The organism is Planktothrix mougeotii LEGE 06226 (assembly GCF_015207485.1).
Lineage (GTDB): Bacteria > Cyanobacteriota > Cyanobacteriia > Cyanobacteriales > Microcoleaceae > Planktothrix.
In genome coordinates this window covers 118279-131778 of the sequence record NZ_JADEWU010000002.1, presented here as the reverse complement: position 1 = coordinate 131778, position 13500 = coordinate 118279, and the positions used below count along the sequence as shown (strand labels likewise).

The 13500-nt window shown below is 35.3% G+C and carries 11 protein-coding genes; 1 reads left to right on the top strand and 10 read right to left on the bottom strand.

Annotation, left to right across the window (positions count from 1 at the left end; translation table 11 throughout):
• From IQ236_RS01640 to IQ236_RS01595, 10 genes are all read right to left on the bottom strand, one after another.
• Nucleotides 1-588, bottom strand: a complete 588-nt coding sequence (locus tag IQ236_RS01640; protein WP_193867664.1) for a Uma2 family endonuclease — start codon at nt 586-588, stop codon at nt 1-3.
• A gap of 30 nt (nt 589-618) precedes the next feature.
• On the bottom strand, nt 619-1389 hold the full coding sequence (locus IQ236_RS01635) for a class I SAM-dependent methyltransferase (RefSeq protein ID WP_193867663.1): 771 nt from the start codon (nt 1387-1389) through the stop codon (nt 619-621).
• Nucleotides 1390-1451: 62 nt separating this feature from the next.
• Entirely contained in the window at nt 1452-2201 is a 750-nt protein-coding gene (locus IQ236_RS01630; protein WP_193867662.1) for a hypothetical protein, read from the bottom strand.
• A 42-nt stretch (nt 2202-2243) separates the two neighbouring features.
• Nucleotides 2244-3941, bottom strand: a complete 1698-nt coding sequence (locus IQ236_RS01625) for a glycosyltransferase family 39 protein (protein WP_193867661.1) — start codon at nt 3939-3941, stop codon at nt 2244-2246.
• A 243-nt stretch (nt 3942-4184) separates the two neighbouring features.
• Complete coding sequence (locus tag IQ236_RS01620; protein WP_193867660.1) at nt 4185-5774, bottom strand: hypothetical protein; 1590 nt, start codon at nt 5772-5774, stop codon at nt 4185-4187.
• A gap of 364 nt (nt 5775-6138) precedes the next feature.
• Nucleotides 6139-7149 carry a hypothetical protein gene (locus IQ236_RS01615; protein ID WP_193867659.1) on the bottom strand — a complete coding sequence of 337 codons (1011 nt, stop codon included), beginning with the start codon at nt 7147-7149 and terminating at the stop codon, nt 6139-6141.
• 63 nt (nt 7150-7212) lie between these two features.
• The gene (locus IQ236_RS01610) at nt 7213-8076 is read right to left on the bottom strand and encodes a leucine-rich repeat domain-containing protein (RefSeq protein WP_193867658.1); all 864 of its coding nucleotides are present in this window, start codon (nt 8074-8076) and stop codon (nt 7213-7215) included.
• Between the two features lie 80 nt (nt 8077-8156).
• Nucleotides 8157-9380 carry a leucine-rich repeat domain-containing protein gene (locus tag IQ236_RS01605; protein WP_193867657.1) on the bottom strand — a complete coding sequence of 408 codons (1224 nt, stop codon included), beginning with the start codon at nt 9378-9380 and terminating at the stop codon, nt 8157-8159.
• A 176-nt stretch (nt 9381-9556) separates the two neighbouring features.
• Nucleotides 9557-10672, bottom strand: a complete 1116-nt coding sequence (locus IQ236_RS01600; RefSeq protein ID WP_193867656.1) for a patatin-like phospholipase family protein — start codon at nt 10670-10672, stop codon at nt 9557-9559.
• A gap of 221 nt (nt 10673-10893) precedes the next feature.
• The gene (locus tag IQ236_RS01595; RefSeq protein ID WP_193867655.1) at nt 10894-11445 is read right to left on the bottom strand and encodes a DUF3421 domain-containing protein; all 552 of its coding nucleotides are present in this window, start codon (nt 11443-11445) and stop codon (nt 10894-10896) included.
• A gap of 202 nt (nt 11446-11647) precedes the next feature.
• On the opposite strand from IQ236_RS01595, the gene IQ236_RS01590 reads away from it, so the two are divergent.
• A complete protein-coding gene (locus IQ236_RS01590) occupies nt 11648-13432 on the top strand; it encodes an NACHT domain-containing protein (protein WP_193867654.1) in 1785 nt (594 codons plus the stop codon).
• The last annotated feature ends 68 nt before the right edge of the window (nt 13433-13500 follow it).

The window sequence follows — 13500 nt, the reverse complement described above, 5'->3', positions numbered from 1 at the left end:
TTATTCCTCTGATTGTTCAAAATTCACTTGTTCATAAAGATCGGTTAAATTTATTTGAAACTCAACGGTACTTAAGGTTAAAATAGACTCAGCAGACTCATAAAAATTGAGTTGCCATTTTCCCGTTTCTGTTTTAATAAATTGTTCAACTGAATATTGATATTGATCAATTAAAATATATTCTTGAAATTCGGGAATAGACCGATAATACTTAAATTTATCTCCTCGGTCATAATTTCCCGTTGATTTTGATAAAACTTCTACAATGACTAAGGGATTTAAAACCGTATCCGTGCGATTTTCATGATAGCTTACATCTCCTCGAATTACCATTAAATCAGGATAGGTATATAACCGATAATCAGGAATCCATAAACGGACATCCCCGATAAATAATCGATAATTTTGACCTCTTAAGGCTAATTTGAGTTGAAAGTAAGCGTTTCCAGCAATTTGATTATGATTGGTTGTTCCTCCGGTCATCGGAATAATTTCTCCATCTCGATACTCATGCTTAGATTCTGCGGTTTCTTCGAGTTTGAGATAATCCTCTGGAGAATAGAGGAGAGGTTTAGTTTGCACAACCATACAATTCTCCTATTATATCATATCCTTCTATTATAAATTAACATCGGCTAAATAGACATCTGTACGGTAAATTAAATGTACAAATCCTTGAGCATCTACCCAACGTTTAAATAACGCTTCTAACTCGGTAATAATCTGTTGACCCGCTTCTCCTTCAGTCGGGATATAAGAAGCACTTTGAGTTCTTCCAATTAACCCTTCTAAATCTAATATTTGTTGAGAAGCGATCGCTTGATAACGCCAATTGGTAAAATAAGAATAACTTTGAGCCCTATCCATAACTCGTTTTCGTTTTTCCTTTTCTACAGGGGGATCTTTGGCTGCATTTTTCAAAATTTGGCTATATTCTTTAGTAAATTGATCATTGCGGTTTCGATGATTCCAAACAATTGCTAACCGTCCTGATGGTTTTAAAATTCGATTAAATTCTTTTAAAGTAAGTTCAGGGTTAAACCAATGAAAGGCTTGAAAAGCAGTAACTAAATCAACAGAATGATCCTCTAAATTCGTATTTTCCGCCGTAGCTTCTCGAAATTCTACTAAGGGATGGGGGGTGGCGGTTTCTCTCATTTGAGGGTTAGGTTCAAGTGCTAAAACCTTAACCCCTCGTTGTGCTAATAACCGTGAAGAAATCCCCGTTCCCGCACCGATATCAACTGCTATTAATTCCGAGGTATTTCCTAACCCCTCTAATACCATTGTAATCGCTTCATCAGGATAACTTGGTCGATATTTCGCATAATAAGATGCTCGGTCAGAAAACCGAGTTAAAGGGTTCATTTGATAAAGAAATTGTTCCATAATTAGGGAATTACGAATTACGAATTACGAATTACGAATTACAAATGGGGAATAGTCAACCATCAACTCATAATTTTAATCTCAACATCAATGGTTTGTTGCCATTCTCGAATATAAACTAATAATCCATACATAAACACAATCACTCCCATCATTTCCATAATTTCTTCTATAATAGCCATTCCTGCATAAATCGGGTTTTGTTGATTTTCTATAACGGTAATATAACTCCCTAGCATTTCCATGAATAACGCACCGCCAATATATAAAGATGCAGCTAAAGCAAAATGATAGCGAGTTTTTAAGGGAAGATATAACCAAAATTTCCAATATTGTTTTAGAAAAATAGCAACTATAATTGTCCCTGGAATCACCCACATTGAATGTAAAAAAGCAGGTAACTTTAACGCTTCCGCAATATCAGGAATAATTAAGATTTCATGAATGGTAGCTACTTCATCAAAAGCTAGTAACCAAAAAATAATCGATAACCATTTCCACTGTTGAAAATAACGATAGTTTACCGGAGTATTATCATCAGGATCGTTTAAGGTTTTTTGTTGTTCCAGTTCTGCTTGTTTTCCTGATGCGATCGCACCCAATAACCAAGCACAAAAAGCTAACATAAACGCACTATAAAACGTTGGTAAATTCATCTCTCGGTCTACATTAAACATGGCTGTCCAATCTTCTCGATAATTAAACACAAATTTCCCAATTTGAACAGCAATACTCGTTAGGGTAAAAAATGCCACTCCCATCGTTAAACGTTTGGCTAATTTTAGGGGAGAAAGCGTTAGATATAACTGCATTTTAACTGATCCTATGTTTGTTAAACTCAAATCATAACCCAACTATCGACAATAATATCGTTGATATCGATATCCATTAAAATCCGGTTGAGGACGGGGATCTTCCTGACACCGAAATTGGCTAAAATCCGTATTATCTTTTAAATTTACCCTCCAAAATTCAAAGGGACGTTGAACTTGTGTTAAAACGGTTGCTACGATAGGCGAAGGATTATCTGTTTTTTTGACTAACAGAAATTGAGGTAATTTTTCAGCCTGCTGACGTTTAAATTCTAATCCTAATCCCATCAAAGCGCGAGTTTCTGCATGGGTTCGCTGAGTCATAGCAATAATAACAGGTGTTTTCGCTTCATTAATAATATAACTGGCTAAACGATCTGATTGTTGGGATTTTTGAAACCCATAATTTCCCCCAACGGTTAATGCACCAACACATCCCATAATTAAGGTGACAATTACGATTTTTTGGCTATTAGCTTGTAAAATAGGCGGAAGTGAAACCCAAGAATGATTAAAGATTTCGGGTTGTTTCCAAATTCGACCCAATGCAGAACCTATAATTAAAATAAACACCGGAAAGTAAACAAATTGATATCTCGCCGCCAGAGAGACATCCTTTTGAAGTCCATAAATTAAAATTAAAAACAGAACCAGAATACTACTCAAAATACCGCCAAAAATTTTAGTTTCTAATTGAGTTTCAGAGGCGGTCAAATTGAACCGAATTCCCTGAATAATTCCAGGACTGACCCAAACTAAAACTGTTAACAAAATTAACGCTGAAATTACCGTAATCATCAAAGGTGTTCCTTCAACGGGTAATAGAAAGATCTGGGTAATTAACCAGGCGAGTAACCGAAATAAAGGTTCTATCCATCCTAAGCCTTTAAATTCAGTTTCAATCCAGTCTGTCAGTTGATCATTGGGAATACTTTTTAAAATTGGAATCCAAACTAACCCACTGATAAAGGTTCCTAAAATTACTCCATAAATTCTTAGCCAAGCTGTTCTTAAAATCCCTAATTTATTTTGCCAATTCTTTAACCACAATCCCCCTAAAACTAACCCTTCTGCACCCAAGAACACAATAAAAAAATAGTGGCTGGCTATTCCTAATCCATTAATCATAATCCAACCGATGACTTGAATAATAGATAAGGGTTTTTCCCCCTCTAAACTTCTGATCGCCTTGACAAAATAGCCTAAAGATGCAATAATCCAGAGTATCGTTAGAGTATAATGACGTGCTTCCTGCGATAAATAGATGCCATAAGGAGAAACTGCCATTAACGCAGCAGTAATTTGAGCAAAAATCAACGATTTAAAGGCAAAATAACTTAAACTAAAAATAGCCGGAATTGATAAAACCCCTAAAATAGAACTGAGCGATCGCGCTACCGTTAAAGAAACAAATTCTCCTTCTGTTGAAAACAATTTCATCCAGAAATGATTGATCAAAAAATATAGCGGAGGATGATTACTTTCACTGAACAAATGATAAACCACATCCGACGGTTGAGTCGTTGCTTCAAACCGCAAAGGAGATAATAAAGTATCCGCCGAAATCATTTGATCTAACGGAATCGTTTTCAGTCCGTGACCCAAACTAAACACTAAAGTAGAAATTTCAATACTCGATGCTGATTTATCTCCTAAACCGATAAATCTCAATAAAATTCCCAGTCCCACCCAAAATAACAATAAAACCGGATGAAACCATCGGTTATTCGTAATTTTCATCCCTTAAAACAATCCTCACAAAATCTAAACTAATCATTATACTTCATCCGTAGGGTGCGTAAGCTCCGCGCACGCACCAACCCCATATTATAATAGTAAAAACCATCATTATTTTAGAATTTATAAGCATCGCGCACACACCAAAACCTTATTATAGGAATAATAAAAACCATCATTATTTTAGAATTTATAAGCACCACTCAGACACCAAACCCCTATTATATTATAGGAATAAATAATCCCTTAAAACCGTCGTTCTAATTTCAAACATTGACCCGGCGTTAACTTCCTAATTTCATCCGTTAAATCTAACCAAGGTTGTAATTGTCCCCGTTGAAACGTGCGACTAGAAGGAATATCCATCGACGTTTGATCACAAGCAATTCCAGCAGAAACAACTCCTCGCCAAGAATCAGCATATAATTCATCAATAATATGCCATTGATTTCTTTCCCAGCGAAATCGTCGTGTAAATCGAAAAGGTGCATCCTGTTTTCCGCAAACAATTTCAGAAGGATTTAAACTCTGAATTTGCTTTGAGAAAAATCTCCCTAAAATCAATATTAAAATTCGCATTAACACTAATTTCAACGAAGATAATTGATTAGGTTTTACCCAACTTAATCCCCCTTCAATTAAAACATCATCCTGTTCAACATGAATGGTATAGGAGCTCATTAAATGCGCCACAGCATTTTTAATCTGACGACCCTGACGAACTTGTAGGGAAAAATGAGTATCTGATAATATCAGTTTATTTTCTCTAAATAACTTAAAAACGCCCCCTTTATTTAAAGCCACATATAATTCTACATGGGGACGACGTTTAATTAAAATTTCTGCTTCCTTTAAACCAATACTCGCCACATCTCGCGGTAAAGGCTGGGGTCTTCCAGGAACAAAATCGCGCCAAGCCAGCAGATAATTCCAAACCCAATTTCCTAATAAATAATCATCGCCATAACAAGCTGATAAACCATTCTTAAGACCCTGTAAAAATCGGTCATTAATTCGTAACGCATCCGGTAGCCATTCCCCGACTAATTCAAACCCATACGGAAAAAATTGATAAGTATTTAAACTTCCATATTCACCCCCATACGACCCATCAGGATGAATAAAATAAGACGCTAACTCTACCGCCTTCAGCAAAGATTCTTTAAAGCGTAAATCCCCTCTTAAATCATCCAATTGAGCTAAAAAAGAAATCGTTAAGCTATGATAACCGGGATCAAAAGTATCGTATTCTTTAAACCATCCTTCCTGACTTTGTAAGGAGAATAACCAATCTAAACGTGAAGCTTTAATGCGATGCCATTTAGACGTTTGTAACATTTGTCCCAACCGTTCTAAACAGAGAATAATTAACGCCTCCTGACTCGCACTCTGGCTCAATTTACAATAAGCTAACCCATTCGCCCGACGTTCAAAACTTTGTAACGCTTCATAATTCATTAACCCTAATAAATGATAACTTTCTAAACAAGCAAATAGGGAAAAAGCCGTTGCATTAGCAGAATGTTCTAAGGGGAAATTTTGATCACAAAAATTATCGGGATGAACCGTATCAGTTGTATAAATAATACCCGCTTCTACCCAGTTTTTAATCGCAGGTTGTTGATAATAGGGATTATCGGAAATCGGAAGATCATAAACTAACGCCAGAGGTAATACTAATTCTTGCATTTTACCATTAGCGAAATCTTTGATTTTATAATGCCAAAAATTTCGATCAAAGCAACCATAAGTTGGACTATGGGGATTTCGATCCAATAAGGTTAAAATTTTAGGAATTTGAGCCAAGGCTTCACGGGCAAATAAATCTTTACTCACGGTTAATAACGGCTATTCGGTGCACCAAACAAATCACCGCTATTGTACCAAAAAAGGTGCGATCGCTATTTGATTTCCTGGTTTACTGGGTCTTCCAGGGTTAGTCCTGGCAACTTCTTGATATTCTTGATGTCTTTGGGGTTAAATATTAAGCTTATATGGAAAATTAGTATTAATTGATTTTGGAACTGTACGGGAAATTTATCGAACGTTGGATGAGATTGAAAAATGGATTAGAAAACACAAATAATATATACTGAAAACCCCCGCTTGTACCCTGAGATTAGATCCCCCTAAATCCCCCTTAAAAAGGGGGACTTTTGAGTTCTATGTAGAATCTCATGGGAAAGAAAAAGTTAATCGACTAATCGCCACTAGAACAACTATCTCCAGAATCTCCAGAATCTCCCCAGGAACAACTATTATCAGAGTCAGAATAACTACTATCATAGGAGTCGCCAGAGCTATAATAGTCAGTGCTACTATCATAATAACTACTCCTCCTTCTAGGTCGTGGAATACATTTTGGCGCTAATTCTTGCACGATCTGACCAGCGGCTTGTTCTTGACCGAGAGGAACAAAAATAGATCGAGTAATCTCCCCAGTGGGTTCATCTGCAAATAAACGAGTGTTCAGAACAAAATCTTGATCTTGTTCAGATTCTTGTACTAGCAATTGATAAAATAATTCAAACTTTAAGACTCGTTTTGATAAATTGATGCCATATAAATGATAGGGAGTTCCTTCCCAGCACCAATATTCACCATCCGCATAAAACCCATTTTCACCAATATAAACATCACAAATATTTTTGCTTCGTTTGGCGGCTTGAAAAATCCCACCGATAAAACATACTAATCCGATTCCGAAGCCAATACAAAGTTCTACTCCAAGTAAGTTAATCACATCTTGAAGCCAATTTCCCGTCGGATGATAATGAAATTTTCTCCCGTTTATAACTTCAATGATTAGAATAAAAATTATTATAAAGGGAGACCATAATAATAATATCCCCAGTCCTTCTAAAAAAATATGAGATGCAATCCATTGTCTATCTCGTTCGGTGTATTTCCAGTGATACCAATAGTTGTCAGGGTTGCTAATAAAATCTCCCGCTAGTTGACGGTTAATCTGATCAGTAATCTGAGTTTTTTTGAGATTAAGAATAGCCGCCCAAGCGATATAAATTACAATCATTATAAATGAGACAACTAGAAAAGTAAAGAAGCCAATAAATAATAGTCCGTCCTTTGATACCAAAGAATAAATTAAACTCATTGAAATTATAAATAAGGCAGTTCCTAACCCTAATATAACCCAACGGTTGGGGGAACCGATTTGGGTTAATTCTCCTTTGTCAGTGTAAGCTTTCATGATGTTTTCCTTTTTTTAGGTAAGATTTACAGGTGTTTGAGAGTGTGTGAGCGATCGCATTTTTTAATACTTAAATTCACAAGTTGATTGATCAGGTAAAGGGCATATTTTCTGTTCTATTGGGTTTTCACTTAGGGAAAGACTTTCTAGCTGAGTCAAAGTGGATAAAGAACTAATATCTCTAATTTGATTGTCCATGAGGTTAAGCCCAGTCAATTTATTTAAACTAGATAAAGAGCTAACATCTCTGATTTGATTGGAATTGAGGTGAAGCATTGTTAATTGGGTCAAATTCGATAAAGGACTAATATCTCTGATTTGATTTACACCCAGATAAATATATGTTAATTGAATTAAATTTGATAAAGCATTAATATCTCTAATTTGATTGTAACCTAGGTCAAGCTCTGTTAATTGAGTCAACTTCGATAGAGCATTAATATCACTGATTTTATTACCACTCAGGAAAAGACTTGTCAATTGAGTCAAATTCGATAAAGCACTAATATCACTGATTTGATTTGTCGTCAGGCTAAGGTGAGTCAATTGAGTCAAATTTGATAAAGGACTAAGATCTCTGATTTGATTGTTATGCAAGGTAAGTTCTGTCAATTGATTTAAACTAGATAATGGGCTAAGATCACTGATTTTAGTAATTTTAGCGAAAGGAATACCTTCATCAAAGACAGATAGGCTAAGTGCTGTTTTTTCAGATAAAATTTGATTAGCTTGATTACAATCGGTTGTTTCTGCTACTTTTAACAACACTTCAATTGTACGTTTCGTGTCTTCAGGCAGTTGATTTTGATTCTCACACCACTCCGCAAAGGTTTTAAATTGTGGTGAGGGTTGAGCTAATAAGGAACCGTTAGAGATTCCTAAAGTTAATGCAAGTCCAATTGATAATGATGATGTTAATCTTTTCATGGTGGGTTATTCTCTGATTGAATTGACTGATTTTGCTAAAATTTACAGGTATTTAGGGAGTGCGATCACATTTTTTAATCTCAAAAAAAACAAAGTGCTGGATTAGGTAAAGGGCATATTTTTTGTTTTATTGGGTTGCCCCGCAAGTAAAGCTCTCTTAATTCAGTCAAACTTGATAAAGGGCTAATATCATTGATTTGACTGTAGTTGATGTGAAGCACTTTCAATTGAGTCAAACTCGATAAAGGTGTAATGTTACTAATTTGATTGGTGTCGAGGTTAAGATATGTCAATTGAGCCAAACTCGATAAAGGACTAACATCACTAATTTGATTGGTGTCGAGGTTAAGATATGTCAATTGAGCCAAACTCGATAAAGGACTAACATCACTAATTTGATTGTCGATGAGGTCAAGGTCTGTCAATTGAGTTAAACTTGATAAAGGACTAACATCACTAATTTGATTGGCACTGAGGTCAAGGTCTGTCAATTGAGTTAAACTTGATAAAGGACTAACATCACTAATTTGATTGGCACTGAGGTCAAGGTCTGTCAATTGAGTTAAACTTGATAAAGGACTAACATCACTAATTTGATTGCTACTGAGGGGAACCTCTGTCAATTGAGTTAAACGCGATAAGGGACTCAGATCACTAATTTCATTGTTGTAGAGGTAAAGGATAATCAATTGAGTTAAAAGCGATAAGGGACTCAGATCACTAATTTCATTGTTGTAGAGGTAAAGGTTAGTCAATTGAGTTAAACGCGATAAGGGACTAATATCTCTAATTTCATTGGTGCTGAGGTTAAGATAAGCCAATTGGGTTAAACGCGATAAGGGGCTAATATCTCTAATTCCATTGGCTTCAAGACTAAGATCAGTCAATTGAGTTAAACGCGATAAGGGACTAATATCTCTAATTTCATTGTTGCTCAGGTCAAGATCAGTTAATTGAGTTAAAGAGGATAAGGGTTTAATATCAGTGATTTGATTGTAGCTGAGGCGAAGGCTAGTCAATTGAGTTAAAGAGGGTAAGAGACTAATATCGCTAATTTGATTGCTTATGAGGTCAAGGCTTGTCAATTGAGATAATATTTGATTAGCTTGATTACAATCGGTTGTTTCTGCTACTTGTAACAACACTTCAATCGTATGTTGTGTTTCCTCCCCTAATTGGTTTTGATTCTCACACCACTCAGCAAAGGTTTTATATTGTGCTGAGGGTTGAGCTAATAAAGAACCGTTAGAGATTCCTAAAGTTAATGCAAGTCCAATTAATAATGATGAAGTTAATATTTTCATGATGGGTTATCCTCTGGCTGAATTGACCCTAACTATCAACGAATAAAACCCTTTTAACTTATTCCCTACTCTAGTTGATAACTCTGGTTCAGAAGTCGGATCATTAAAAGGGAATTATATTGATAGCTGAGGTAAAACGGTTGGACTAGATTAGGGTGATTAAAAACCCCAATTTATTACGTCAGTTCTTCAACGACTTTTTGCACTTTATCTTGATAATCTTTAGTTGTAATATAATCAGAAACCGATTCTTCTAAAGCTATCATGTTTTTTTTATCCGCACTAAATGTACTGACATCTTTTTCAAAAAAAGATTGAAATCGTACATAGTCAGTTTCATGTTCAAGAAGTTGTTCAGCAATGTAATCTGTGGCATCAGTAGAACCATCTGCAAATACATCCATTAAGGGAATACTTCTAATAATACTTGCCCAATTGAAAGCTCCCCATCCTTGGGATTGTCGAATGGTAATTCGATGTAATCCTGCACCAACTCCAAAAGATACAACTAAATTGGGAAGTTGTTTGAAAACTTTTCGACATTCAGCAATGGCACAAAGAACTGGATTATTAGCAACTAAACCGCCATCAATAAACGGAAGACCTTCATTGGGAACTTTTAAGTTTGACTTTTTCCCCGCTTTTTTAGCTTCTTTAGCTTGTTTTTGAACTCCATAAATAAAGTTATCATTATCAATCAGATGAGCCGGAAAAGCAACAGGAGCAGAACAAGAAGCTTTACAAATTTCCCAAATTGGTACACTTTTGTAGAGATCGTCGTTATTTTTAAATATCATGGCTCGACGATTGTAGACATCATAACTAGGGATAATCAGTAAAGGTTCAAGCTCTCCAAATAGCTGTTCTGAGAATCTTTCTCTGAGTACCTCCTCTAAACCTTTGCCATCATAAACAGGCTGAGTCAATATTTTTTTGAGATTTTCATTATCTACATCTAAAATGTTAAAAGGATTAAAGGTTGTCCAATCTAAATCTTGCTCTAAGAATCGTTGAATCAAACTGAATATCGTAGATTTAGGGTCAGGAAAAATTTTATCGCCGTCGCATTTAAAAAAACTTCTAATTTCTCGTGCAGATATTCCCTGAGCAACAGCTAACGCAATAATACTTCCTGAAGATGTGCCAGCAATAATATCGAAATACTCTCTCAATTCTTTATCAGGATTGATTGCTTTCAGCTTATCTTCAACTTCTTCTAACATTGCGGCAGTTAAAAGTCCACGAATACCGCCACCATCAAATGAAAGAATTCGGCGAGGTTGCTCAAACATTTTAGTTACTCCTTAACATCTATTGATTTGAGGCTATTTATGAATAATCGAAATTAGAACTGATTGAATAGTTTGGAAAAATTGTGATTAATTTTTGCCTACAATTGACTGAACTGATTGGGTTATCTCTCACAAAATATAGTTTCAAATATGAAACTTTCCTTTTCCTACACCACCAGTAAAAGCAAGGATGCTTCTTTTTTAGATTGGCTACACAATCATTATCTTAATACTAAGATTTTCATGTTAGTTCCAGTAAAAAATTTTTCATCACCCCCATAAGGTATATAGCATTGATCACTACCAGAATGATATCGTCCTATTGTCCAACCACCACCAATAGGAACAGCACAAATAAAGATTTTGTTTCCATCTGAAGTACGACCGCCGATAATTGCACCATCAGGCTCAAAACTTCCAGTTTTAGCTACCCAAATTGCTTGACCAGAAACTACATTGAGAACTCTATAGTTTGAATAACCGAATTCCCGACCGCCATAGGAAATGAGACACTTTTGAAGACCTGGTGATAGTTTACCAGGCAAAACAAAATTACCTTTAGAATCCGATAAGCTAACTTGACAGACAAAGAATGGTTCATTATTGATATTGACTGGATTATTAGACAAAGCACCATTTCTGCCATATACCCAGGATATTTCTCCCGCATTCACTAAAGGAGAAAAGGAAAAATTAAAAGCTAAACACCCCAGGGTACTAAGGAAAATTAATTTTGGCAATTTCATTTTTGCTCCTCCAAAAATCGTTTTCATAATCTTATTCATCCTTAACTCTCCTTAAGTTATTAGAGTTTCTGGCTTTCTGTTTTTAGACTAACTTGATCACTTGTTGATTGACGGTAAGAAAAGGTGATCACTTTTATGTAAAGAAACCTGAAGATAAACGAAGAACAGTTAAAAAGGTGATCAAAGGTGATAAAATACAAATCAAATGAGAGTGCGACGGTAATAAACTATGCCAGAGATGACACCTGATGAAGTTTTAGCGCTATTAACTCCTCTGTTTCCATCAAATGGGTTGAGCGATACTCAAGAACTGGTGTTGCGGGAGTCTTGGCAAAGAAAATCCTATCGACAAATTGCCACAGCCTTCGACTACGATACAGACTATATTAAAGTGGTGGGTTCTCGGTTGTGGCGATCGCTCTCTCAAATCTTAGGAAAACCTGTTACTAAAGCCAACTTACATTCTGTCATTAACTGCTACGCCCATCAATCAAAACAGGGTTCTAGTCAGTATGACATTGTATCAAAACCATTAGCGACTCATGATTGTTCTTCCTGTGAAAAGAAAAGAATAGCGGAAAGATTAGAATTAGAAAAAATGAGAGAGTCTCCCAACGCTTATCATTTAACCGCAGCCATTGATGTCTCCTGTTTTTATGGCAGAAGCACTGAACTTTCGACCCTGAAACACTGGATTTTAGAAGAACATTGTCGCTTAATTGCAATTGTAGGGATGGCAGGAATTGGCAAAACGGCGTTATCTGTTAAACTAACCCATGAAATTAAGCAACAGTTTGAATTTGTGTTTTTATATAATCTTAATACAGGCTTATCGTGCTCTGAATTACTAACAGAAATATTTGATAATTGTTTAATTAATGCTCCCCCACCAAAGTTTTCTGAAAGAATCGAAGTCAAAGTTTTACAGTTTATTGAATATTTACAACACCATAAATGTTTAATTATTCTTGATGGGTTTGATACAGTCTTTCAAGATAGAATGTTAACGGGGAACTACCGAAATGGATATGAAGACTATCGGAAACTTTTGCAACAACTGGGAGAAATTAACCATCAAAGTTGTATTCTGATCACCAGTCGAGAAACTCCTAAAAAAATTGCTGTTTTAGCCGGGAATACTTTACCTGTTCGAGTCTTAAAGTTAAAAGGTTTAGATTTTGAAGCGGGAGAGAAAACTTTAAAACTTAAAGAGATTAAAGGAACTTCATTAGACTATAAAAAATTAGTGACTTATTATTCAGGTAATCCGCTTTTATTAAAAATTGCTGCTGGATCAATTCAAGATATATTTAACTATAGTATAGCAGAATTTGTACAGGAAAATCAGATCATTTTTAATGGAATAAAAGCGATATTAGATCAGCAATTTAATCATTTGTCCGAATTAGAAAAAAAGATAATGTATTGGTTAACAATTGAAAGCAAACCTGTTTCTAGTACACAACTTGTAGAGGATTTATTTCCGCCTGTCTCTCAACCCGTATTATTAGAAAGTTTAGAATCTTTGCAACGGCGATCGCTAATTCAAAAAAAGAGTTTAGGATTTACTCAAAACTATTTAATTAGAGCTTATCTTACGGAAAGAATTATTGAACATTTTTATCAAGATTTAACCTGTGAAAATCAAAAGAATACTCCTCGTTGTTGTCCGTTATTTTTCATGTTGCAAAATTATCCAATTTTCAAGACAACTGCAAACGCTTCTGTTCAAAATTATCAAATTTCGGCTTTTGTTAAACCTTTAATTCAAAAACTTTTAGTCCGATATAAAAGTTCAGAAGATGTTGCTGAACAGTTGAATTTGATTTTAATTAAACTTCGAGAGATCAAAATCCCATACGGTTATGCTGCTGGAAATTTAATTAATTTATTGTGTTTTCTCAACACGGATTTAACTGGAGCAGATTTTTCAGGATTACCTCTATGGGAAGGGGATCTGAGATGTCTAAATTTAGAACAGATCAACCTCAAATATTGTGATCTGAGTCAATAATTCTTAATAGAAAGATTCAAGATTCATTAGTGATCTGAATTTCCAGCCATTCCTTTGATTTTACAGAG